Consider the following 25563-nt stretch of genomic DNA (forward strand, 5'->3'; position numbering starts at 1 on the left):
GAAAATGGGTCAGAGCTACTAAAGTTACACAATTCCGCAGTAAGAAAAGAGGTTTGGATTTCTCGAAATGAAGGACATTTTTAATCATTAACAGGTTGGCGTTTTGGTGATTTTGATGTCTAAGGCTATTATGGGTTTGATACTTGGATGTTTTCGGTTTGGGCCTAGAATAATCGCTGGTCATACATAGCAGAAATTTAACATAAGCATAATTTTGTCTTAAATAGTAAGCTGGTACGTGTGTCAGGTTGAAGGTGTATTTCTGGACAGTTTAGTAGATTTGTTGTGCCGAATCTGGAATTAATGTTCCGGTAGTCTGGGTTTACATGTGACAATCATGGCTATGTATTAAAATAGGAGGACCGTCAGCAACAATCATGACGCTCCAACAGGCAGATTTTGTTTTGCCAGGCATCAGGGAATTTAGCTTTGCTTTATTGGATAACCATAACGCTACTTTCCAAAATAGAGTAATATAAATTATACCAGCATGAAAATTGCAATAATAGATAAATACCCACTACTTCGTTCGGGATTGAAATACTTTCTTAAAAAACATTATGCAAAGGCAATTGTGGTGGAATCCAGATCTGTTTCCTCATTTAAGGAGGAAAGTCTGGGACAGGAGGACCTGATCATCATTGGGATCAGCCAGTCGGCCCAGGATGATAATCTGGAATTGATACGTGAGGTCAAAAGATTATATCCAATGGTGAAGTTTATCGGATTTGACGAAAACCCTGAACCGTCCATGGTTGTGGCATATATAAAAGCCGGAATTAGAGGTTATCTTACCAAGCAGACGGACATTTCTCAGCTTCAGGAGTGTATTGCGCAAGTATTGGAAGGCAAGATTTATATGAGTCAGGAGATTATGGAAGTCATCATGGAGGCAGAAAGCAACCTGATTGAACGAAGAGAAAAGCGGGCAAATCTATCACGGCTTACGGCGCATGAGTACAAAATAGCAAGGTATTTAAGCGAGGGTATGAAAACGGGCGAAATTGCTGGTGTGTTGAATCGGAAGCCATCGACGGTTAGTACCATCAAATCGAAGATATTTTTCAAACTGCGCGTCGATAATGTAATAAAACTAAGAGATGAACTCGACCAGATTGAAATGAGAGATATAAAATGAAATCAAAAGTGATGTAAAATTATTGCTTCGTGGAGTCCGAAGACGGTTTGATATGGAGCAATTTGCATACTGAAAACAACGAGGATTATTGTGATAAACTGATCCTAATCCCAGTTTGAATTTGATAAATGCCTGAATAACCGAATGTTTTAATGGAGTGTAATAAATTTCAGACAGGTATAACTATGTTGTATATACGTTTATCGGCTTATGTCTTTTCGTGGTCTCATAAAATGACTCTGGGTGGCATGAATTAGTACTTTCTTGCAAAATTTGATTTTTTCTTAACAAGCTCGACGATGTTTGTAACATCAAATTTTCGAAAAATATTCTGTTTGTGGGTGCTGACAGTTGTGTCTTTTACGTGAAGTTCCAAGGCAATTTCCTTTGTCCATTTACCCATAATAAGCATATCCATAATTTCGGTTTCCCGTTTAGTAAGCATCTCCACCGGATTAGTCACGCCTGGTGTTGGTAAACCGGAAACCACCAGTTCCCAGAGATCACTGCTAAAATACTTTCGATTGGATAAAACCGTGTCAACTGCGGTTATGACTTCGTGTTCAGAAGCGTTTTTTGATACAAAACCGTTGGCGCCAGCGTGGATATACGATACCGCATGTGTTTTTTCATCAAGCCCCGAGAAAATTAGAATGGGTACTCCTCGCTGTTTCAGCCGTAAATTTTTAATCATGCTGGCTGTTCCGCCACCTGGGATCCCTATGTCGAGGATGATCAGATTCAGGCCGATCTGGGAGACAATATCAAGAGCATTGTAAAATGTGTCGGCTTTTAAAACTGAGAACTCCGGAAAGTTTTCCCGAAGTGTCATTTCAACAGCCATACTCACGATTGGATGGTCTTCGACAATTAGTATCTCACGCATTATCAGTTTTCAATTTGGTGGCGATCTTTTTATTACAATTTGGTCCGTCCGATTGTACACCCACTTTCTGGAACGAAGCAAAGTCTCGCGATTTGAAACAAAGGTCTATCAGAATAGGGCCAAAATCTGAGTCTGTATATCTTTTATCGGGCAGACCACCTCCGATCAGGAAAGTGGAGGCCATATATATCGAAACTCGTATATAGTTGTACGTCATTACTTGAATCAAAGAAATACTCAGATTTTCTGTTTCTCTTATGGCCTTTTTTCGTAATTATTTGTCCACGGTTAAGTCACTACAAATATAAATGATCGGATTCATTTACAATTAATTATTTGTCTATATGACAATAGAAATTATTCGAGTTGACTTATTGGATAACGCTACGTTGAAGTTGATTTATTCGTGCATTAAACACTAAAGAGTGAATAATTACACCAAATAAATGGTGTAATTGATATATTTCATTGTGTTATTTAGGTGTAACTTAGTCGTTTTATAGCTTTCTTAGTCAAAAAGTGTAATTAAATATTCGAATAGGGATATTAATGCTAATTATCGATTAATTTCGATATTTCGACAAAATTAATTCTACATTCTTTGTTTTTATCGTTCTATACATTTGTAACATCCTGTTGGAGCTGCTCAGGAAGTTTTTAGAATATATTTGACATGACCTCTAATATATAAATGGCCTAATCATTAATAGAAGATTGCTGAAAGTTTTTTACCTGATGATTTTTGTTCTTTTTCGTTTGATTGTCAGTATGTTATGAAATTGAGCTCAATATTTTAAACTTATATACAGATGAGGTCGAGCTGTAAGTATCGGCAATAGTTTCTGAAATACAATATTGTTGAGCCAGTTATGTAGGTCCGCATTGGTAGTTTCTCCCAGGCATAATTTAGATAATATTAATGCAACTCGATATTTAACTAGATAAAACACTATACGCACAGGTTGTTATGAGAGGCTACTGACTAATTGTCCAGAAATATAGTTTCGGTTTTATTTTGTAACCGACGGAGATAAAGTACGCAGACTGAAATTTTCACACTAACAAAAACACACTTGAAATTCTCCATCATTGTAAACGACTTATTACTAAGTCATTGCGCCTGGTTAAGGCGCCGAGGTCCCTGATGTCTAGGTTCAGGGGAAATCATCTCCTGGTTCAAGCCATACTTCACTACCTGCTGGCGAATTCAAAAGATTCGCCGTAAAACTTTGCATTTTTTATAGTCAATTTCAACCAAATAAATTAATCAGATGAATTCAGATTTACACAAGGGAATCCGGAGATTAATACTCACGGTGATGGCTCTGTCCTGTTGGGGCATGGCCAGCGCGCAAGCCCCAACTTCAACAGTGGTAAACAATACCAACTGTACAACTGCAAACGGAAGTATTACTTTCACGGCACCTACACCCACGGCAAATTTCTTATTTAGTATTGACGGTGGAAATACCTTTGGTGCCACAGGACAAACAGTGTTTTCGGGCCTGTTTGGCGGGACTTATTCGACAGTATCAAAAAACATTGCAACAGGTGTTGTGTCGGCCGTTACCAGCAAGGTGCTGACCAACCCGTCGACCGCAGCTCCGGTCTCAGCTGTTGTAAATAGTACAAGTTGTACACCTGTTAACGGCTCAATCACTTTTAGCAGCCCAACACCGGTAGCAAACTATCAGTACAGTATCGATGGTGGCGTAACGTTTGGCACTGCCGGGCAAACTGTTTTTTCTGGGTTGAGTGCCGGAACTTATGCAACGGTTGCCAGGTCGGTGGTTACGAATTGTGTATCTGATATCGTTCTAAAAACCATTACGGCAACTGCCGTTACGGCACCGACAAGTACGGTCACGGCGGTAACAAATTGTAACATTCCCAATGGTGTTATTACTTTCAGTGCCCCAACGCCTGTTGCCAACTATCTTTTCAGCATTGACGGCGGTGCCACCTATGGCACGCCCGGACAGACTGCTTTTTTAGGATTGAATAAGGGTACATATGCAACACGCGCTAAACTGGTATCTTCAGGTTGTGAGTCGGCTGTGGTAAACAAAACCGTGGTTACAGCTGTGGTGACTGCACCGACGACTGCTATTATAAGCCCAACCAGTTGTACAACCCCCAATGGCAGAATTACATTCTCGGCGCCAACGCCCGTAGCAAATTATATGTTTAGCATCAACGGAGGGGCAACTTTCGGAACGGCCGGGCAGACTATTTTTAATACACTTTCAGGCGGAACTTATCAGACGGTCGCAAAACTGATTTCATCAGGGTGCGTGTCCGCGCCTGTGGCAAAAACACTGGTCGCTCCGGTAGTTACCGCGCCAACTTCAACTGTGATCAATTCTACAAGCTGCAATACTCCGAACGGTAGAATTACTTTCTCGGCTCCTACGCCGCTTACCAGCTATCAGTTTAGTGTGGATGGTGGTGTTACGTTTGGAACAGCCGGGCAGACCGTTTTTAACGGACTGGCAGCAGGTACCTACAAGACAGTTGCAAAGCTGATCTCTTCGGGTTGTATTTCGGCAGGTGTAAATAAGGTGATCACCAACACCATTCCGGTTGCACCCACGTCGGCAGTGACTCCGACCGCTTGTAATGGAAACACGGGTATCATTACCTTTTCGGCACCAACTCCGACTTCCAATTATCAATTCAGTATCGACAACGGAGCTACCTTTGCTGCATTGGGTACAAGTTCATTCTTCAACCTGCCGGCAGGTACTTATCAGACCAGGGCAAAGCTCGTGTCGACTGGCTGTGTTTCAGCAGCGGTTGCCAAAGTGGTCACAGTTGCGGTGACGGCCGTACCAGTATCATCAGTCGTAGCTGTAACAAATTGTAACGCTCCCAACGGAACGATCAACTTTACAGGCCCGACACCGCTTGCCAATTTTGAATTCAGTGTAGACAATGGTGCAACCTTTCATCCGGCAGGAGATCCGTCGTTTTCGGTATTAACAGGCGGAACATATCAGACAAAGGCACGTACGATTGCAACAGGTTGTGTTTCTGCGGCTGTTGCAAAAGTTATAACCCTGCCTGCGGTTACAGCACCGACTTCTACGGTTGTCAATTCAACGAACTGTGCTGCCCCGAACGGAAGCATAACCTTTACCGCCCCAAGTGCGGCCAATTATGTATTCAGTATCGACGGCGGTCTCACTTTTGGTGCACCAGGCGTTACAACATTTTTTAACCTTAGCGGAGATGTATATCCAACGGTCTCCAGGCTTGTATCGTCAGGATGTATTTCGGCTCGTGTGAACAAAACCGTAACCAAACCGATTAACGCGGGAGCGGACGTCGAAGTATGTAAAGACCAGTGGGCAACGATTACTTCTACTGCTGCGACGGGTGCTTCCTGGTCGGTTGCTACGGGTAACCCATCCGTTGCCACGATCGTGTCCCCCAATGCGACCTCTACGCTGGTAAAAGGATTAACTGTCGCAGGAACGTACAAATTTATATGGAAAACTGCGTCATGCGCTGACACATTGAGCGTCGTTGTTAATGATTGCAGCAGCCCGATCGGTTGTACAAATACTGCATTTTTGTACCAGTCTGTGGCGCCATCAGGAACTGATATTATTGGTCTTGACATATCGACAGGAAACCAGACGACGCTTTATCCGAATGTGACACCAAACAACTTTAACATTAACGGTGTAGGTTACAATGTAACGGATGGTCATATCTGGGGAAGTTATATCGGAACGCCCGGGATGGTAGCGAGAATTGGCGCTGACGGGGTGCCGGTTCTGTTTACAATACCCGGGATCGAGCAATATAATGTAGGAACAGTAGATAACAACGGTGTACTTTACTTGTATTCTTCCAACGATACCAAGATTTATAAAGTAGATGTAAACCCATCTTCTCCGACCTATCTAACCTTGTTGTCGCCGGTATTAACCACCACGGGAGCGGCCGTAGCCGACTGGGCATTCAATCCGGTAGATGGTTTTCTTTACGGTGTAAGTACAAATGCATCAGCTCCTTTACATGAACTTCTGAAAGTTAATATCAACACTGGTGCGATTACTACTTTGGGAGCAGTTACAGGCACTGCGGCATTTAATGCGGGAGCCTTTGGTGCTGCTTATTTTGACGCATTAGGTAACCTGTATGTTGGGGATAACCTGGCAGGCGGTGTTCATAAAATAAGTACTGTACAGAATGTTATAGGAAACACCACGGCGGCATTACGTTCACAAGGGCAGCCTTCGCAGGGAAATGACGGAGCGCTTTGCCAGTTCGCATGCGTAAAACCGGATGCAGGTCCTGATATTGATGTTATTTGTATGACGGCAACGGCCAAAATGAAAGCAACGCAGGTTTCAGGTATCGGCTGGCTAACCATGGCAGGAAACCCGGGAACGGCTACAATAGCACGTCCTGACAGCGCCAATACGGTTATCTCTGGTTTCAGTGCTCCTGGTAAGTATAATTTCATCTGGACCAATGGCGGCGGCTGTAATGATACTACTTCAATTACCGTGGTAGATGGCTGTGTGGTAGACAGAAAAACGGTAAGTCTTACCTGCCCGCCATCACCAGTAGTGATTTGCGCAACACTGGGGGCGGCAACACGTGACAGTACTACCATTTATACAGTTGGAGCCCTTAGCGCGGCCGACTCAACACAGGGTTCTTTGGATATTGACGACAACGGGTGTGCCGTGTGGATCGCCAATGTAAGTCAGACAGATACAATACGCACATTTATTTCTGCTTGTCATGGATCGGTATGTGATACAACCAACATTACAATATATCCGCCGGCAATTGATTGTGCGTTGCCTGTAAAACTGGTTAGTTTTGATGTAACTAAAATGGATGATGCCAGTGTACTTTTACAATGGGTAACAGCCAGTGAAGAGAACAGCAAAGAGTTTACCATCGAACGAAGTGAGGATGCCAGGAACTGGCGTGCAATCCGGACAGTCTCAGCGGCCAAGTCAAGCAGTGGGACATTAAAATATAACAGTTCCGATCATGATCCTTATCCTGGCGTCAACTATTACCGTTTAAAAATGATTGATCAGGACGAGACATATACTTACAGCCGAATCAGGAGTGTGGATTTGGGTGGAGAACCAGCAGTAACGATTTATCCAAACCCTGCCAGTACATCTCTTAGTATTCGTGCAACGGGTATGAATCAGGTTGAACGCGTTGAGATTATCAATTCAACGGGATCATCAGTTTACAAATCGGCGGGTGTACCTAACGGAGAGATCAACGTAAAATCATTTGCTCCCGGGATATACCTTGTACGGCTTATCCGCAAGGACGGATCCGTAAGTGTTCAAAAAGTAACAATTGTCAAATAATTCCAATCTAATGGATAATTATTTGTTCATCTGACGATTGTATAGTGAGATTGTAAAATACCCTTCTGAGTTTTTCAGAAGGGTATTTTTGTTTTGGGTAACGGGCGTCGGGTAGATTTGGAACAATTGACAATTTGATGTACGTACGTTATGCGAGATTCATGTTTGTTCATTTCAGTAAAACAATTAACACAACACCTTTTTGACCGTGCAGTGGTCACCACAGGTAAAATGCTGCCAAGGAATATTGAAAAATATTTGGGCAAGGAGAAGAACAGAAAAAAGAGGAGCAGCGAAACAAAGACTGTAATATTGATATTTTTTGTAATTAATAAACAATTAGAAAGAAATTAGAAAAAAATTAGAAATTGCTTTGCTGTAATTCCAGTACTTTTTAGATATTTACGTTGTCTCTATGTTTTGAAGACAATCATCCCTAACGATCATAACTTATGTACTCCGCCAACATTTCGTCTTCTGGTTTTTTATTATTGGTTCGGCCAATAACGACACGAACGTATAGTCACTTATGTAACCGGTCGTTCTGATATTATTCACGGGTAGTATCGCAAGCTCTGTACTTTTCCGAATACGCAATTGTAACCGTTAATCGACCAGGTTGTGCTTGATTACCGGCATTTCGTATCCATCCGGGTATTGTCTTGGGATATTTTGCCTGCCAACGGCAAATGGTAAAACAGCTGCCCGTAGGCTAGGCCAGGGCTATGCCTATGGTCTGAATTTTGTAGGAAAAACAACCTGAATGATCGATGAACCCTGTTCTGTCAACCTCACTTATCATTGCTACCTATAACTGGGCGGAAGCATTGCGCTGCTGTCTTTTAAGTGTGGCCAGGCAGAAAATTCTGCCAACCGAAGTTATTATTGCTGATGACGGATCGGACGACAGAACGCGCGCGGTAATCAACGAATTTCAAAAAGAATTTCCTGTTCCGATTATTCATGTTTGGCATGAGGATGAGGGTTTTAGGAAAACCAGGATTCTTAATAAAGCCATTATGCAAAGTGTTGGAAAATATTTGATTCAGGTGGACGGAGATGTTTTGCTGCATCCGTTTTTTATAAAAGATCATATCGCGGCCGCAGAACCCGACACGTTTGTCCGGGGGAGCCGTGCACGAATCACGGAGGTCAGGACTGCCGAGGTGCTCGAAAGTCGTGATGTAAGCCTTGGCTTTTATTCTCAGGGTGTTTATCATCGGCTTAATGCGTTGCGCCTGCCGGTGTTCAGGTCCCTTGGCCAGCGTAAGGAAATGGCCAGCCGTAGTGTCCGGGGGAGCAATCTTGCCTTTTGGAAAGCTGACTTTCTCAAAATCAACGGTTACAACAACGAGCTGAACGGTTGGGGACATGAAGACGAAGAGCTGGCCGCTCGTTTTATCAATAACAACATTATTAAAAAAATCGTGAAGATGAGCGCGGTACAGTATCATTTACACCATGAGGAATTACCAAGATTAAATGAATCGCATCATAGCCAGATAATTAAAAATACGTTGGTAACAAAAGCTAAAATCTGCCTTAATGGATATGAAAACCTTTACTAAAAGCTCTCTTATAATTTCAACCTATAATTGGCCGGAAGCGCTTCGGCTTTGTCTGCTGAGTGTGAAAGAACAGTCTGTGTTACCGGATGAAGTCATTATTGCCGATGATGGTTCAACCAGCCATACTTTTGAGGTAATTGAGGCGATGCGCCCAACGTTTCCGGTGCGTCTGGTGCATGTCTGGCAAAAGGACGACGGATTTCAGCTTTCTAAAATCCGAAATAAAGCCATTGCCATGAGCTCATTCTCTTACATTATTCAAATTGACGGCGATTTAGTTTTACATAAACACTTTATCAAAGATCACCTTGAACTAAGTAAGCCGGGTACATTCGTTGCCGGAAGCCGTGTGCTGATGAACCAGCAGCTGTCTGAAAAACTGCTTCGTTTGCAGAAACCAAGCATTGATCTTTTTGAACGCGGTGTGCGAAATGTTTGTAACCGGTTTAACGTCACCTGGCTGAGCAGATATCTGGCCGATCGATACAAACCTCAGGATATTTTCGCTTTGCGCGGGTGCAATATGGCGTTTTGGCGGGAGGATCTGGTGCGCGTCAACGGTTACAACGAATGTTTTCAAGGCTGGGGCAGAGAAGATAACGAAATTGCGGTGCGTTTGTTCAACTCGGGGCTTAGGAAGCGGGCCATCAAGTTTGGCGGGATCGTTTTTCATATTCATCATCCTGAGGTCGACAGGGCGGACTGTCTCGAAAATGAAGAATATCTGACCTATGCGTTACGGCACAAGTCGGTCTATTGCAGTCAGGGGCTTGATCAGTATTTTGACGTTGTAAATCAGGTTGAGCACGCTGAAAATGCACTTAGTATTTGACCGAAATGAGTAGTCTCTCGTTAATTTCCGTTATTTTAGTCACCCGTAACGCGGGGAAATTTTTACAAAGATGCCTTGATAGTATTTACATGCAGGAATATGGCGGCATTGAGATTATTGTCATGGACGGCGCCAGCACGGATGACACGCCAGCCATTCTTAAGGCAAATTCAGACAGACTCGCGTTTTGGAAAAGTGAAAAAGACGATGGGATTTATGATGCCATGAACAAAGCCCTGGCACATGTGCAAGGCCAATGGGTCTACTTTATCGGTGCGGACGACATTTTAACACCTACCTTTTCAGATTTCGCGAGGGAGTTGAAAAATGCAGGGAGTATCTATTACGGAAGCGTGCAAAAGTCGGGAAGGAAATATCTGGGACAACTTTCTCCTTACAAACAGGCCAAGATCGGGATTAACCACCAGGCGATTATCTATCCATCAAAAGTTTTCACGCTTTATAAGTACGATACCCGATACAGGATTTCGGCGGATCACGTGTTAAACATGTGGTGCAACAAGAATCAGGATTACCAGTTTGAGTTCAGAGACTTCGATATTGCCATTTTTAACGACACCGGGATATCCTCACTTCAAAAAGATCTTTTTTTTGAAAAGCAAAAAAGCAGATTGATTTTACAATATTTTGGGCTCGCAATCTATCTGCGCTTTCAATTCAGGCTATTCAAAGGGATCTTTTCCCGCCGGTAATATTATCTTTTACCCAGAATTAAGCCAGCCTGTCTGTCAAAAATAATTTTCGGCGGCAGATCCAGTACCCTCGCCTGTAAACGTTCACGCCATTTCTTTTTTGGGATGAGTTTCGTCAGAACGATTAATAAGCGGCAAAATGACAGATGTAAACCCTTATCTAAGCCCATTTTTTCTTCGGCCTTCAATGCAGCAACCTGTTGCAGATACTCTTTTCTTTGGTTAAAACTCTTCTGATTTTCGGTTCTGAACCGGAATCCGCCCAGCATAAATGACGTTGTATACAACCTCTGATATCGGAAAAACCGGATCCACAATTCAAAATCCGCAGCGAGTGACTGATTTTGGTGGATGTAACCACCGGCCTGGTGCCATAAACTGCGCCGCCAGAACACGGATTCCTGCTGTATGAACTGGCCATCGCATAAAAGCAAACGCGACCTCGACCAACGTTGGGCATAGGCCAGATCGTCGAAAGTAAAGGGGTGACCGCTTTCGTCAAAAAATGTATTGGCGCCCATGATCCAGTGGATCTGCCTGAATTTTTCGAAAATACCGGCCACCAGAAACAAAGACTTTGTATGGTACATATCATCGGCATTTATCCAGGCCATGATCTCTCCGGTTGATTTAGCAAAGCCTTTTTGCAAACCGTGATACAATCCGTCGTCCTTTTCGCTTACCCAGTAGGCGAGCTGCTTTTCATATTTTCTGATGATGCTAACGGAGTCATCTACACTTCCACCATCGATTATAATATATTCCAGATTAGGATAACCCTGGCTGAGGACCGAAATAATCGTATCCTCAAGGTATTTACCCTGATTGAAAGAAGGCGTAACGATGGTGATTTTCGGTAGATTTGAAACCATATGTAACGAAAACAAAGCTCAGTAAAGAAAAGTCAAAGGCGGCTTGTGATGGTCTGTTCAGTGGTCAGGACATCATTGCACATTCGACAAGGCTGGTTTTCGGATAAGGCTCATAAATGTAATCGTCAGCATCAAATAACTCGGATGCAAGCACCATCAGGATGGCATCTTCGGTAAATTCATACATTTGGTGCCAATCGGCCGGTTCGAGTAAAAGACACTGATCGGCGGAGCTCAGCGTAAATTCCTCCTGATCCTGCCCGTCATGGTTGGAGATTTTACAACTTCCTTTTATACAGATCGCCGCCTGAATCGTCTTTTTATGGCGATGCCCGCCCCGGACGGAATCGTCGACGCCGTAGATATAAAAAATGCGTTTAATGTCAAACGGTATGACACGTTCGATCACAGTCAGGTTACCACGTGTATCTGTGAATGTTTTTAGGTTAATGAGCTGAGCCAAGGTATATTAATGTAGGGGTTAAAATGTTCTTTTCTTTACGTAATTTTTGTATCTGCCCCTTAGTCCGAAATGGATTTTACGCGACAGGCTGATCATGATCCAGTTGAGCGGCAAAGGGTTTTCATGAAAAACTGCTTTGTGGCTGATTTGCTTAATCTGTGACTCGGCAGCCTGTAGTGCTTTGACATAAGGCGCATACACCCACTGAATAATATCGTTTTTGAGCAGATACTGTTCTGCCGTAAGTCTGAAACTGTCGTTAATACAATATCTGAAATCGTGAAAATGATAGAAAACCAGCGGCACTTTTGGTGACTCGGCGCTTCTGATCCATAACTGTCCCTCTTCGTTTTCGCAGGTGTATTCCTTCGAATTCCATGGCGCAACTCCGCCTCCGTGGTGTTCGAGAACATGTACACCCTCAAACCGGTCTGTCCAGTCATCGAGGTATTTTTGATCACCAAATTTCCCGTCTTCAAAACGATTAAAACACCAGGTCAGGCAGGATTTTCTCCACCAATCGAGCGCCGCCAACCCGGATTCGGTATTTTTAAAAGTCACGAACTGAACGCAATAAATGCCGCTTAATTCGGACTGGTCGTGGTCGGGACTATACCGGTGCCTGGTAATCAGAACAGAATTTTCTTCCATTTCGTCCGTCAAAACTTTGGGATCCGAAAAGAATAACAGATCTGCATCGACGTAGGTACAATGGTCCAGGGAATAGGTGTGGATGCAATGCCAGATGGTCGAAGAAGTGCAGGTCCAGCAATATTCACCTTGCGTGCGGCTGCTTTTAACTGCAAGCAGCTCCTCCGTTTCAAATTCACTTAGCGATATGACGGTCGCATGTGAAAGTTGCATTCGAAGCAGGATGGTGTGACAGGCTTCATCAAATGCAAAGATATACAGGTGAAAATCACTGCTTTGTTTGAGCAGCGAGTTGTACATGGCCAGCCCCCTTGAGAGGTAAAAAGAATTAAAAAGGGTGCAAAAATTTTGCATGAATCAGAATACAATTACAGAGTTTGGTGTCAGTACAAATACCAATTAATATTTATCAGAATGCTCCTTTTTATGATGACCGAAACCGGAAAAGTAATTGTCATACCATGGTAATAATATATTACGGATATAACCCTGTCCGCCGATGCCTGAGTATTAAATAAAACTTTAAATTGCGCTGAATTTTAAAGTAAGGACATGCCGTTATTCAATTTTAAAAAGAAGGAGAAAGATAAGTACGGTTGGTTTGGGGACTACAAAAACTGGGAGGAACTGGCTGCCCTCTCAGGAGGGTACGAAGCAGATTCAATTTTAGAGATCACAAAAGAGTCACTATTAAAAGTTAAAAATGGGCAGGCGGTTTATGAACGCGACTCGGTTTTATTTGATAAAAAACTCTATCCGTACTCCATTATATCTGCCCTTCTGTATGCCGCTGTTGAATGCGGAGGTGCTTTGAATGTGCTGGATTTTGGAGGCTCACTGGGCAGCACTTATTATCAAGTGAGAGACCTTATTCCTCCTGCTGTTAAGATGCAATGGAGCGTTGTTGAGCAAACGGATTACGTTAAATGTGGGCAGGGGCTGTTTGAAGACGAAATTTTAAAATTTCATTTTACCATTGCTGAAAGCATGGCTTCGGCCAAGGCAAATGTGCTGCTTTTATCCAGTGTTGTTCAGTATTTGCAAAAACCGCATGACTTTCTGGCTGAAATACAGGGCTTTGATTTCGAGTATATCATTATCGACCGGACTTCATTCATCAACGATAACCAGCCCGACCGGCTGACCTTGCAAATTGTCCCTCCCGATATTTATGAAGCAAAGTATCCGGCGTGGTTTTTTAATGAAAAAAAACTGCTCGAACATTTCAGTAATTATGAAATTAAAGTTGAATTTGAGTCATATGTTCCGGGAGAGCAGAACATTGAGATCGATCATGTTAAACGTGGGTACGACAAGGGATTTTTTCTTGTGAGAAAATAAATAATCAGAGGATTTTGTTGCGATGTGTTTTTTTTCTGACCGGCAGCATTGCCTCTCCAAGTCGTCAGATTTAATGACCCGATAAGTCATTAAATCTACTCAAAATAACTGAACGCAATTTTTCCTCGTTGTTGTCGCCCCATTCGCCTAAAACTGAAATGACCGGAATCAACGTTTTACCCAAACCGGTCAAGCTGTATTCAACCTTTGGCGGTACAACGGGGTAGATTTTTTTCATAATCAATTCATGATCTTCCAACTCCTTTAATTGCATATTCAGAACCCGACCGGATGCGTCGGGAATTTTGCGCTGCAACTCACTTGGACGTTTATATCCCTCATTGATGAACCAAAGTAAACGGATTTTCCATTTGCCGTAAAGTACTTCGCCAATCAGGTCGAGGCCGCAAGTTAAATTAGGAATCATCTTTCTTTCGTACATATTTCAAAATTACATCTATGCGGCAAATTGTACAATAGGGGAGTAATTTATCCCTATATGAATCGCTTTTCCCTACTTGTGTAAACTGATGGTATATCTCAATTTTGTCATAAAATAAGATATACAAATGGAAAAGGAATTTGATTTTAACAATGAGTTATCAGGCAAAATCTGTCTGGTGACGGGCGGGACAAAAGGTGCAGGAAAGGCCATTGCAGAACGACTGCTGAAAGCAGGTGCGACCGTGATTGTCACAGCCAGAAACACACCTGAGTCGGGAAATGCAAACTTGCAGTTTATTGCCTCCGATTTGAGTGAGCCGGAAGCAACACAAAAATTGACAGAAGAAATTTTATCAAAATTTGGGAGACTGGATATCCTTGTCAATAATCTTGGTGGTTCGGAAACGCCAGGCGGTGGTTTTGCAGTGCTTTCGGATGATCACTGGGAAGCAACGATCCAAACCAATTTATTGGCTCCCGTAAGGTTAGACAGAGGGTTTTTACCTCAAATGATTGAGAGAGGAAATGGTGTTATTATTCACATCGCTTCGATTCAAGGCAAATTACCCTTGTACGAATCCACCTTGCCCTACGCAGCTGCCAAAGCAGGACTGATCAATTACAGCAAAGGATTGTCCAAAGAGGTCTCATCGAAAGGTGTTCGTGTTCTGACTGTTTCTCCCGGTTGGATCATGACAACTGCCTCTACAAGGATGATGGAACGTATAGCAGAAAACTCAAATAGTACAATAGAACAGGCGACACAAAGTGTCATGGATGCACTCGGAGGAATTCCCATTGGAAGACCCGCTCAGCCATCGGACATTGCGGAGTTTGTTGGTTTTTTGGTTTCGCCAAGGGCCAGTTATTTAACAGGAACTGAATATGTAATTGATGGCGGGACTATACCCACGGTTTAGGTTACCCGAATTACCGATGTCGCTTATTGCTGCTGATACCGATGTAAAGGGGTGCCCTGGTTAAGCACCGGGGCACAACCCAACATGCAGATTATCAATATTTGTAATTCGCCAGGCCAAAAACTTCATCAGTTTAAAGCCACCGATCTTTGAAAAAATTGTTATATCTCGGCGCCTTCGATAACCTTCCTGCGATGCTGCTCTCCCCACTTGTGCATGGCAAGGATCACTTCCGACAGCGTTTCGCTGTAAGGTGTCAGTGCATACTCTACCGTGATGGGCTTTGTATCACAAACTGTCCGGGTGACCAAACCGTTCATCTCCAATTCCTGTAATTCCTTTGACAGGATCCGGGGTGAAATTTCGGCCTCCCTGGATAACTCACGGAATCTTCTTTTTCCTTCTCTCAGGATCGAGATCAACACCAGCTTCCATTTACCGCCCACCACATCAAGTGTGTCCTGAATTGTCAGTCTTGCTTTGGCGCATTTATCTTCATCACCAACGATACATTTATGTCCCTTCATGACGGTATCCTTTTTGTAACTGGTATTGTTTATGTAACAGATAACAAAAGTATAACATCGCGGCTGTAAATTTGCTATTGTCTGGTGAAATTTAACAGACACAGAAACTGATTGTTCTGTTCACAGGAAAGAAATGCGGTTATGTTAGAAAAAATAAGCAGTGGAATGTTTACCGGTAACGGTCCTATCAAGATTCTTTATCCTGGTCTGGCCATTTCTAAAAAGGATACGGGCATCGGGAGTATCGGGAGAATTGATCATCCAAATATTCAGATCAACACGGTTATCCCCATGCACCCGCATATCAATGACGAAATATTATCTTATTTCAGAACAGGGACGGCAGAGCATAGTGACTCCGAGGGTTTTGTGAAAACCATTGGTAAAAAGAGACTTATGCTTATGAAAGCTGGTAAGTCTTTCTATCACGAAGAGAAAATTTTAGGCAGGGACGAGCCGCTGGAAGGTTTGCAGATTTTTATACGTCCGGGTAAAAAGGATTTGAAACCGGAAGTGGTTTTCCTGGATCTGGAAGATTTACATAGCGAAAACGAATGGCGACTGCTTGCTTCTCCGGCTACGGAAACACCGTTTCAATTCAGCAGCCAGACGTGGCTGTACGATACAAAACTGCTTAAAAATACATCTACGCAGCTCCCGGAAGGTTTTGATAACCTCACTAGTCTTTTGTATGTGTTCAGGGGAGAGGTTATTGTAAACGGTGAGATTAACCTGGGGAAAATGGAAAGTCTGGTTATCAAGTGTGAACAGGTAGTCATCAGTACGGATGATGCGGATGCTGAACTTGTTTTATTCATCACTGACGAAGACGCGGAAATTTTTGACGGAGGGATGTATAGCGGGAACAAAGTATAGGTAAGGCTCCGGCTTTTAATCCAATAAAGTGCGGTAGAGAATCAAATATTGTGGAATAAATTTCTATGAAATATATAGGTAAAGTAGAATAATAAATCAACTTGAAAATGAAACTATTAAATGAAGCAGCATTAGGAAATGTAATGCTGAAAAATGGAATGGCTATGGCGCCAATGACCCGTAGTCGTGCTAATGATGAGGGCGTTGTTGGGGAATCAACGGTCTTGTATTATACACAAAGAGCTGGTGCCGGGTTAATTATTTCGGAAGGTCTCAATATTTCAGAGCAAGCAAAGGGAAGTCCTTTTACACCTGGTATTTACAATCAGGAACAAATCAATGCCTGGGAAAAGGTAACGAAATCGGTTCATGATAATAAAGGTTTGATCTATGCGCAGTTATGGCATACGGGGCGTGTCGGGCACTCGTCGGTAAAGAACGGTGAACTTCCTGTTGCTCCTTCGGCAATCGCTATTGAGGGCCAGCAGCATTTTACCGGCGACGGGATGAAAGACTATGAAACTCCGCGTGCATTAAGTATGGAAGAAATCAAACAAACGATTCAGGATTATAAACAAGCAGCGATCAACGCCATCGAAGCAGGTTTTGACGGTGTTGAACTGCACGCCGCCTTCGGTTATCTTCCCAACCAGTTTCTGGCAGACAGTGCCAATCAAAGAACTGATGAATATGGCGGAAGTATAGAAAATCGTAATCGGTTTGTATTGGAGGTCATGCGGGAATTGGCAGGCGCGATCGGCGGCGACAGGGTAGCCATCAAACTGTCGCCGACGATTCCGTATAACAATATTATACATACAGATCCGACCGCTCAATTCACAGCATTAATTACGGCGCTGGATGATATCCCGTTGGCCTATATACACTTGATGAATTCTCTTTACCCTTTGGACCAGTTGCCTCATTATCCTGAAAATGTACTGGAAACTTTTGGTAAACTGACCCGGCATACAATCATCGCAAATGGTGGATATAATGCTCAGACAGGGGAGGAGGAACTGGAAAAAGGCATTGCAAAAATCATTTCTTACGGTGCATTATTTTTAGCAAATCCGGATTTGCCAAAACGCTTCGAGTTGGAGTCAATTCTGAATGAGCCTGATCGGGCTACGATGTTTGGTGGCGGTGAAAAAGGATATACCGACTACCCATTTTTAAGTGCCAACCAATACTCAGAAGCATGATAACAGTGTTAGAAGCATCTGAGAATTGTTGATTCGTTAACAAAAGATTGGCTGAGTGCACATTAAAACAGAAGTGACTTTTATTAGCCGCTTCTGTTTTTTAAGGTAGTAGCCCGATATATCCTCTACAAGTTGAGCGAGCCTCGTCCGGATGCCATTAGAAATGCCTCTTTGAGCGCTTCTGCATAGGTGGGGTGCGCATAGGAAATGGTAGACGAAGCGCTGTCAGTCACTTCAAATTCCATAATGGTGACTGCCTGAGCTATTAGGTCAGCTGCGCGGGCACCGATGATATGTACGCCGAGCACCTCTCCGTACTTGGGATCGGATAAGACCTTGGCAAAGCCGGATGTGTCACCCGCGGCGCGCCCCCTGCCACTCGCAGAGAAAGGAAACTTTCCCTTGTTGTAAGGAATGTTACGCTCTTTAAGCTGTTCTTCTGTTAACCCTACGCTCGCCACTTCCGGCCAGCTGTACACAACCCCCGGTATCCGGTCATAGTCGATATGATGTTTGATGCCGTGCATCCCCTCCACAGCAATAATGGCTTCATCCTCTGCTTTATGGGCGAGCATAGGACCTTTGATCACATCACCGATTGCGTATACGTTCGGTACGGAAGTCTGGAAAGCTTCGTTGGTGACGATTCGTCCCCGGTCATCTTTGATGATATTTGTATTTTCGAGACCCAGACCGTCTGTGTAAGGTTTTCTGCCTACGGCTACCATACAATAGTCTGTTATGATCTCCTGTTGTTTTCCTTCTGAGCCGGTGAATTTGACGGTCACCTGTTTCCCATTGCTGACGGCGGCATCCACGCGCTGACTGAGCAGAATTTCGATTCCCGATTTGACAAGTATTTTTTTCAATTCCGTCGTGACTTCCCGGTCCATGGTAGGAACCAGATTGGCTGCATATTCGATGATCGTCACCTTTGTCCCTAAACGCGCGTAGACCGAAGCCATTTCTACACCAATAACCCCGCCGCCGATGATTGACATCGTAGCCGGGATCTCATTCAGCGATAGCGCCTCGGTAGAAGAAATAATCCGCTTTTTATCGATGACCGCGTTGGGAAGCGATATTGGTTTCGAGCCTGTTGCAATGATCGTATAGCGGCTTTGATATTCCTGTTCTGTCCCTTCCGCCGATTTCACGATGATTTTGTCGTTACTGGCAAAACGTGCAGTCCCATAAATGATCGTAATTTTGTTTTTCTTCATCAGAAAATTGATTCCGGCCACATTCTGCGACACGACCTCGGTTTTGCGGCCAAAGAACTTATCAATATCAATGGACAAATCCTTCAATTGAATACCAAATGAGCCGAATCTCGTTTCTGCATTATGATAATGTTCAGAACTGTCCAGCAAGGCCTTCGCCGGGATGCACCCCACATTGGTGCAGGTGCCACCCAGACTATTATATTTTTCAATAATGGCGGTTTTAAAGCCCAGCTGCGAAGCTCTGATCGCGGCAGTGTAGCCTCCCGGTCCGGAGCCGATGACGATTAAATCGAAGTCTTGGTTGATCATTTTTTACTTTAATTGAGTGATTTGGCTAAAAATCTTCTGATTATGACTCAATGTAAGAGAGTTAACCGTGACTGTCAACCCCCGCTAATCAAAATAATTATTTTATTATTCATTAAGATATTGTAATTCAATGAATTGTTAAAATACTGATTGGTATTTTTTTTATTTAATAAAGTGAAGTGGAAGCTGGTGGTTCATCAATCTTAAATTATTTATTTTCCCAAATATTGTTGACGACTTTCACATCGGGGAATATGCCTGCGGGGTCTATAACGACCTTACTGACGATGCCCGCGATATCCGGAACAAACGTATAAGAGGAACCTTGCTGCCAGATTTCCACCGGGAATTTATGTAATTCTTTGCCTCCGTTTTGAAAAGTGATTTCAACGAACAAAGGCATGGCGGCTTTTTCCATGTTTTCCACGGTAATTTGCGTTTTGTCAGACTTCCCGGTTTCCGGATTTACGACTTTGGCTATTTTCTGATCAAGCCGGTAGTTTTCCATAAACATGGATTTCCAGAACCAGCCAAGATCCTCGCCCGTTGTGTTATTGATGCTGCTGAAAAAGTCCCAGGGAGTGGGATGTTTGTAAGCCCAGTCGCTGATATACTTGCGAAATGCCGGATCAAACTGTTCTTTTCCAACTATATGCTCTCTGAGCAAGGTAAGTAAATAAGCTACTTTCTGATATTGTACCGTATATACTTCGTTGCCGGGAATGACGTCCGGTCTGGTCATGATCGGCAACAGCGAGTCTGCAAAAAGTCCCGAGACAGGAATATCAATTTCAGGATAACCGATGAACTCGCCACCATTGAAATCTTTCGTGGCCATGTTATCCATAAAAGCATTAAGACCTTCGTCCATCCAGGCGTGTTTTCTTTCGTTGCTGCCAACGATCATCGGAAACCAGGTATGTCCAAGTTCATGATTAACAACTGCCCAATACATATTTCCCTGATCTTTCGCGGAACAAAAAACAAGTCCGGGGTACTCCATACCATCCAGATTTGAAGCCACGTTCACGGCCTTGTTGTAAGGATATTCATACCATTTTTGTGAAAAATATTGTAATGTAAATTTGATATATTCTCCCGACCGTTCCCAGCTTCCGGGCCGCTTGGATTCTGCCGGATACAGCGAACTTCCCAATACTTTTTTTCCACTGGGCAAAGTAATGCCGAGGCCCTCCCAAACGAAGGATTTCGAAGCAGTCCATGCAAAATCCCTGGCAGTATTTAACTTAAACTTCCAGGTACAGAGAGGTTTCGAAGGTCGTGAAGAAGGATCGGTAACCTCTTCAACTGTCCGGATAAATACTTTCTCGGCTGATAACTTTGCTCTTTTCCAACGTTCCCACTGGGTGGCAGTTAACACTTCTTCCGGATTAAGAAGATCACCGGATGCTTCGACAATGTAAGCAGACGGAAGAGTAATGTTGACATCAAAATTTCCATATTCCAGATAAAATTCACCGTTTCCGAGATAAGGTAACGTGTTCCATCCGCTCACGTCGTCAAGCACGCATAAGCGGGGATACCATTGGGCAACGGAGTAGATATCACCGTTTTTTGTGGGAAGAATATCCGTTCTGTTTACATTGAAATCGGCATTCCTAAAATTTCGGGGAAACTTGTAACGATATTTGATCTGGAACGAAATCTTTTGTCCGGAAGCTAAGGGTTCGGATAAATTAACTTTCATTCTAGTGTCGTTGATAACAAAAACGGCTTGTTTGTCAGGTACTTTTCCTCCCTTTAAAAGGATAGACTCAATGACAAAACCGCTTTGAAACTCTGACTCTTTTTCATTGGAGCTAAGAAACAATTTGGCATCCAGTCCCTTCGAATGCGCTTTGTAAACGTTCTGGTCCATTTGTAACCATAAAAACGAAAGTGCATTGGGACTGTTATTTGAGTAGGTGATCGTTTCGACGCCGGTAATGATCTCAGCTTTGTCATCCAGACTTACATCAATTTTATAGTCCGCCCGATTTTGCCAGTATGCCGGGCCAGGTTCGCCGGTTGCCGAGCGATAAGGATTTCCCGGAGGTAAAAAGGAGGATGCGGAAAACAGATCGGAAGCAACATATTTTGAATGATTCCCGGACTGCGCTGAAACAGATTGAAAAGCAAGAAAAAGGCAAAATGAAAGGAAGAGGCGGTTCATGAATATTTCCAACGATATGAATATGGCACAAGCCAAGATAACGAATTAATGCAAAAGGCCCGCTAATCAGGGCAAATAGCGGGTGTTTTTATATAATTTTTTAAAAGATCTACCTAACGGTGATCAGGTCGGGGTTTTATTTGTAGAATTATTTATTTTCAGCACCGGATGACGTCAGGCCCAACGTCTTGAAAAGGCTTTCGCGGTAAAATTCTCCGATTGGAATTTCGTGTTTACCGATAAATATCCGGTTGCCCTCAAGGTAGCTGATTCTTGATTTATTGATGATAAAGGACCGGTGGACTCTCAGGAAGAGTGCCTGGGGTAACAGCAACTCCAACGCGGTAAATGATAGCGACGCGAGAAGTGTTTCATCGCCGGTTACAACTTTGACTTTCTTGCCGCTAGCCTCGGCGTAAAGCAGATCGTCAAAGGCAACTTTGAAAATTTTGCCCTGCGTTTTAATAAAGACAAAATCGTCAGGCTTTTCAGAATTAAACCCGGTTTGCTGCAAACGTTCCATGGCTTTTTCCACGGCTACCATAAAGCGGTTTAAGGGAATCGGTTTCAGCAGGTAGTCGCAGGCAGATAACTCAAAAGCATCCAAAGCAAACTCCTTGTAGGCTGTTGTGAAAATTACCTGAGGACTTATTTTTATGGTTTTTAGAAAAGAAATTCCGTCCAGTTCGGGCATATCAATATCTAAAAAAAGAATATCGACTGTCTGTTCAAGCAAAATTTGTTTGGCCTCTATTGCATTTTCGCACAACCCAATGATCCGAAGGGAAGGATAATGGCTGCAAAATGTTTCTATAATCTCCCGCGCAATGGGCTCATCGTCCACAATCAGGCATTTGTACTGGCGCATATCACTTGATTTTAATTTGTAAACTCACGACATATAGCCCGTCTTTGATCTCGGTTTTTAAGTCGAATTGACCGGGATACAACAGTTCCAGTCTTTTGAGTGCATTGATCCGCCCAAGGCCAGTGGATTCTTCAGATAAAGTATTTGATTTCTTTGAAATGTAAGTATTTGAGATATGAAATGATATAGTGTTTTGGTTTGCACCGAGTGTGATCTCGACCACGACCGGATTTCCTGTTGCATTTTTACTATGCTTAAAAGCATTTTCAATAAAAACGATAAAGAGCATGGGCGCTATTTTTACGTTTTCGTCTGCCGCTTCAAAGTTCGCATTAAGTTTCAGGTTTTTCCCAATTCTGATTTTTTCAAAATCCAGATAATTACGCAGATAAACAAGTTCTTCGCCTAGCGTTACCAGCGGCTTTTTAGAAAGGTACACCGAATATCGCAGCAATTCCGACAGCTTCAAAATGTGTTCAGGCACCTGTTGCGGTCTGTTCAGGGCCATGCCATAGATATTGTTCAGCGTATTGAAGAGAAAATGAGGACTTAATTGAGAGATCAACAAGTCAAGTTCGCTTTCCTTCTGCTTTTGAAGGATTTTAGCCTCATTAAGTTGCTGCCTTACCACCGTGCTGCCGATAAAAGATCCGGCGCCCAAAAGCAAAAAGATGACGGTGAAAAGCGGAGTAATGATAAAAAAGTTCTCCGACTGATAGGCCGACAAATAGATCCAGCTGCTAATTCCAAGGGCAGACAATACGCCCGTGATGGTTATTGAAAGAAGGATAAACAAAAGAATACTTTTTCCGGAAAGCCACTTTAATGATAACCACCGGCCACTGTAAACACAAATCAGGATAAACACATAGATAAAGAGTGCGCGGGGGAGGAGGTCGAGATAATAACGACTCGAAAAGGTCACCAGCGCGACAATGGCAAAAAGTGTTATCAAGAATAAGAGATGAGGTCTTATTCCTGCCGTGAAGAGTCTGGTAATTCCTTTGGGAGTTGCATTCATGGGGCTAATATCCTTAATCTTTTCTACAATTTAAGCAGCTTTCTAAATGCAGGAGAGGCTCCGGACGATGACCGGCTAATCTTCAATCCGGCTCTGTACCATCGGAGCAGGTTTCCGTTCCCGAAATTACCTTGTCTGTGCCTAAAACTGGAATTCACTTTTTTATCAGTAGATATTTGGCACATGAAAAAATCTATAATTTTTATATTACTGTTGTGTCAGCTGGATGCTTTTGCACAGCAATCAAAAAAGATAAGTACAATTCGGGAACTCGTTGACTCAATTGCTGCTGTTATGAAACGGAAGCAGATTCCGGGACTTATGCTGGGCATTACCACCAGAGATTCTGTGTTGTTTTCGGGAGGTATTGGTTACGCGGATGTTCAAAACCGAAGAGCTGTAAACAATCATACGCTGTTCAGGATGGGGTCAATCACAAAAAGTCTTGTATCGCTGGCGATGCTGAAACTGGTTGGGGAGGGGAAACTGGATTTGAATGATGAAGTCAGGAGAATAGCTCCAGAGGTTCCGTTTCTAAACAAATGGGAAAACACCAATCCTGTCAGAATTATAAATTTGCTGGAACACACGACGGGTTTTGACGATTTTAAACTGAATAATATGTATTCGGTCAGCCGCGCTTATGTGAGCACCAAGGAGATAATGCTGCGTCAGAAAAATTCAATGATATGCCGCTGGAAGCCCTCGGAACGGTACAGTTACTGCAATGTAAATTATGCAATCGCAGGTTATATCATTTCTAAGATCACGGGAGTTGAGTATGACCGGTACCTGACGGAACAAATTTTAAAGCCCGCCGGTATGGTGCATTCGAATTTTAACCTTTTTAGCCAATATCCTGAACTCGATGTCAGGGAGTATACCGGATCAAACGGAAATTTGGTACCAGTACCGTCGGTAAGTTTTTTGATTGGCCCGGCAGGTTCTTTATGGTCTGACAGCGAAGATATGGTCAGTTTGTTGAAGCTGTTTCTCAATAATGGAAAGGGCGTAATAAGCCCGGAGGCAATGGAGCAGATGGAAACTTCGCATAGTTCGCTGTCGGTCAGGGCAGGGTTAAAAAATGGATATGGCTTGGGTAACGAGTTTTTTGGAAAATTCAGGGGGCATGGCGGACTGCTCGGAACCTGTCGATCAAGTTATCGTTACAGCCGTGAGTTGGGAGTAGGGTTTGTGGTGTCGTCGAATGGTAACGGTCTGGCAGATATCGAGGATTTGATTGCTGCTTTTTTAACAAGGAATATTGTGGTTCCGCAAAAGGAGAAATTTCAGTTGAACAAAGAAGCTGTGGCACCTTATCTGGGTTACTATCAGGTGGAGAATCCAAGGTTCGATCTCCTGGGTTTTGCTGAACGTTTGCTTTTATTAAAAGTGGAAATTATTAACGATACCCTTAACCTGAACTTGCTTGGAAACAAACGGAAGATTGTTCCCACGGGTACTATGATGTTTGCGAATAAGGGGGCAGATTACTCCAATATCGTTTTCCTGACCAATGGTGCCAAAAAGGTTTTGGTATTCAATGACAGATACTGCGAACGGGTGCCGGCGGTCTGGGCCATAACCAGGCGACTGATTTTAATTTTGGGTGTACTTTTTTCAGTCTCGTCAATATTCCCTTTTGTGATTGGATGTGTTTCTTTTTCACTAAAAAAAATCAATGTATTAAAGCTGATCGTGCTTTGTCTGCCGTTTTGTGCAGTCCTGTTTTTGATAGTGGCGCTATTTAATTTTCAAAAGGTATTGTCTGATAGTTATCTCCTGTACAAGCTGGAAAATGTAACCGGCATTTCCCTGACCATTTATTGTGGAACTTTATTATTTGGATTGTTATCTTTTTTTAATCTGTTTTTTCTGCCAAAGAACCTGATGCTGTTCGAGCGTAAAGCAGTTGCAGGCTACATGCTTTTTGTAGTGGTTTCCCTTTTTATCGTTGCTGTGGTTTTGTTTTTAAATGGGTGGATTGGGCTTTGTACCTGGGATATGTAGCAGGGTAATGGTCTTTAATAAAATAAGTGTAACATCCTGATCGATCAGATGAACCCGATTAGAATCGTGCCCGTAACCGCCTCCATGTCAGAAATTCCCACGTAAGATCTGTTGCCAAAAAAATCCAAGTCCTTACCTTATAAAATTTAAAAGTGGTCCTTAA

General features: G+C 43.1%; 20 protein-coding genes. 10 read left to right on the forward strand and 10 right to left on the reverse strand.

The features are described from left to right. Nucleotides 1-490: 490 nt before the first annotated feature. Nucleotides 491-1138, forward strand: coding sequence for a LuxR C-terminal-related transcriptional regulator (locus M1L62_RS15640; protein ID WP_254560539.1), 648 nt, complete (start codon nt 491-493; stop codon nt 1136-1138). A 253-nt stretch (nt 1139-1391) separates the two neighbouring features. Here the strand turns inward: M1L62_RS15640 and M1L62_RS15645 are convergent, their stop codons facing one another. Beyond that, a complete protein-coding gene (locus M1L62_RS15645; protein ID WP_254560540.1) occupies nt 1392-2024 on the reverse strand; it encodes a response regulator transcription factor in 633 nt (210 codons plus the stop codon). Nucleotides 2025-3295: 1271 nt separating this feature from the next. Here M1L62_RS15645 and M1L62_RS15650 point away from each other — a divergent pair. The 4 genes from M1L62_RS15650 (at nt 3296) to M1L62_RS15665 (ending at nt 10494) form a co-directional block, all read left to right on the forward strand. Further along, on the forward strand, nt 3296-7381 hold the full coding sequence (locus M1L62_RS15650) for a T9SS type A sorting domain-containing protein (protein WP_254560541.1): 4086 nt from the start codon (nt 3296-3298) through the stop codon (nt 7379-7381). A 770-nt stretch (nt 7382-8151) separates the two neighbouring features. Further along, the gene (locus M1L62_RS15655; protein WP_254560542.1) at nt 8152-8949 is read left to right on the forward strand and encodes a glycosyltransferase family 2 protein; all 798 of its coding nucleotides are present in this window, start codon (nt 8152-8154) and stop codon (nt 8947-8949) included. Further along, nucleotides 8933-9781: a glycosyltransferase family 2 protein gene (locus tag M1L62_RS15660; protein WP_254560543.1), complete on the forward strand. Its 849-nt coding sequence runs from the start codon at nt 8933-8935 to the stop codon at nt 9779-9781. The genes M1L62_RS15655 and M1L62_RS15660 overlap by 17 nt, the downstream gene beginning before the upstream one ends. A gap of 5 nt (nt 9782-9786) precedes the next feature. Beyond that, nucleotides 9787-10494, forward strand: coding sequence for a glycosyltransferase (locus tag M1L62_RS15665; protein ID WP_254560544.1), 708 nt, complete (start codon nt 9787-9789; stop codon nt 10492-10494). 2 nt (nt 10495-10496) lie between these two features. Here M1L62_RS15665 and M1L62_RS15670 read toward each other — a convergent pair whose 3' ends face one another. The 3 genes from M1L62_RS15670 to M1L62_RS15680 all read right to left on the reverse strand — a co-directional run bounded on the left by M1L62_RS15670 (nt 10497) and on the right by M1L62_RS15680 (nt 12780). Further along, nucleotides 10497-11366 (reverse strand): glycosyltransferase family 2 protein, encoded by an 870-nt coding sequence (locus tag M1L62_RS15670; protein ID WP_254560545.1) that lies wholly within the window; start codon nt 11364-11366, stop codon nt 10497-10499. 64 nt (nt 11367-11430) lie between these two features. Next, nucleotides 11431-11829 (reverse strand): sugar 3,4-ketoisomerase, encoded by a 399-nt coding sequence (locus M1L62_RS15675; RefSeq protein ID WP_254560546.1) that lies wholly within the window; start codon nt 11827-11829, stop codon nt 11431-11433. A gap of 18 nt (nt 11830-11847) precedes the next feature. Then, nucleotides 11848-12780: a glycosyl transferase gene (locus M1L62_RS15680; protein WP_254560547.1), complete on the reverse strand. Its 933-nt coding sequence runs from the start codon at nt 12778-12780 to the stop codon at nt 11848-11850. Nucleotides 12781-13032: 252 nt separating this feature from the next. Between M1L62_RS15680 and M1L62_RS15685 the strand changes: the two genes are divergently transcribed. Then, nucleotides 13033-13821 carry a methyltransferase, TIGR04325 family gene (locus M1L62_RS15685; RefSeq protein WP_254560548.1) on the forward strand — a complete coding sequence of 263 codons (789 nt, stop codon included), beginning with the start codon at nt 13033-13035 and terminating at the stop codon, nt 13819-13821. A gap of 70 nt (nt 13822-13891) precedes the next feature. On the opposite strand, the gene M1L62_RS15690 is transcribed toward M1L62_RS15685, so the two are convergent. Beyond that, complete coding sequence (locus M1L62_RS15690) at nt 13892-14263, reverse strand: winged helix-turn-helix transcriptional regulator (RefSeq protein ID WP_254560549.1); 372 nt, start codon at nt 14261-14263, stop codon at nt 13892-13894. A 127-nt stretch (nt 14264-14390) separates the two neighbouring features. Between M1L62_RS15690 and M1L62_RS15695 the strand changes: the two genes are divergently transcribed. Further along, a complete protein-coding gene (locus M1L62_RS15695; protein WP_254560550.1) occupies nt 14391-15185 on the forward strand; it encodes an SDR family oxidoreductase in 795 nt (264 codons plus the stop codon). A gap of 161 nt (nt 15186-15346) precedes the next feature. On the opposite strand, the gene M1L62_RS15700 is transcribed toward M1L62_RS15695, so the two are convergent. Continuing rightward, nucleotides 15347-15712 (reverse strand): winged helix-turn-helix transcriptional regulator, encoded by a 366-nt coding sequence (locus M1L62_RS15700; RefSeq protein WP_254560551.1) that lies wholly within the window; start codon nt 15710-15712, stop codon nt 15347-15349. Between the two features lie 141 nt (nt 15713-15853). Between M1L62_RS15700 and M1L62_RS15705 the strand changes: the two genes are divergently transcribed. Together M1L62_RS15705 and M1L62_RS15710 are read left to right on the forward strand one after the other, a co-directional pair. Then, nucleotides 15854-16588 (forward strand): pirin family protein, encoded by a 735-nt coding sequence (locus tag M1L62_RS15705; protein WP_254560552.1) that lies wholly within the window; start codon nt 15854-15856, stop codon nt 16586-16588. Nucleotides 16589-16695: 107 nt separating this feature from the next. After that, nucleotides 16696-17793: an alkene reductase gene (locus tag M1L62_RS15710; protein ID WP_254560553.1), complete on the forward strand. Its 1098-nt coding sequence runs from the start codon at nt 16696-16698 to the stop codon at nt 17791-17793. A 125-nt stretch (nt 17794-17918) separates the two neighbouring features. On the opposite strand, the gene lpdA is transcribed toward M1L62_RS15710, so the two are convergent. The 4 genes from lpdA to M1L62_RS15730 all read right to left on the reverse strand — a co-directional run bounded on the left by lpdA (nt 17919) and on the right by M1L62_RS15730 (nt 23390). Beyond that, nucleotides 17919-19328 carry a dihydrolipoyl dehydrogenase gene (lpdA, locus tag M1L62_RS15715; protein ID WP_254560554.1) on the reverse strand — a complete coding sequence of 470 codons (1410 nt, stop codon included), beginning with the start codon at nt 19326-19328 and terminating at the stop codon, nt 17919-17921. A 208-nt stretch (nt 19329-19536) separates the two neighbouring features. Further along, nucleotides 19537-21501: a M1 family metallopeptidase gene (locus M1L62_RS15720; protein ID WP_254560555.1), complete on the reverse strand. Its 1965-nt coding sequence runs from the start codon at nt 21499-21501 to the stop codon at nt 19537-19539. Between the two features lie 148 nt (nt 21502-21649). Then, nucleotides 21650-22369 (reverse strand): LytR/AlgR family response regulator transcription factor, encoded by a 720-nt coding sequence (locus M1L62_RS15725; protein ID WP_254560556.1) that lies wholly within the window; start codon nt 22367-22369, stop codon nt 21650-21652. Nucleotide 22370: 1 nt separating this feature from the next. Further along, nucleotides 22371-23390, reverse strand: coding sequence for a sensor histidine kinase (locus M1L62_RS15730; RefSeq protein WP_254560557.1), 1020 nt, complete (start codon nt 23388-23390; stop codon nt 22371-22373). Nucleotides 23391-23684: 294 nt separating this feature from the next. On the opposite strand from M1L62_RS15730, the gene M1L62_RS15735 reads away from it, so the two are divergent. Next, nucleotides 23685-25400, forward strand: a complete 1716-nt coding sequence (locus M1L62_RS15735; RefSeq protein ID WP_254560558.1) for a serine hydrolase domain-containing protein — start codon at nt 23685-23687, stop codon at nt 25398-25400. Nucleotides 25401-25563: the final 163 nt, after the last annotated feature.

This window comes from Dyadobacter diqingensis (assembly GCF_024220585.1).
Lineage (GTDB): Bacteria > Bacteroidota > Bacteroidia > Cytophagales > Spirosomataceae > Dyadobacter > Dyadobacter diqingensis.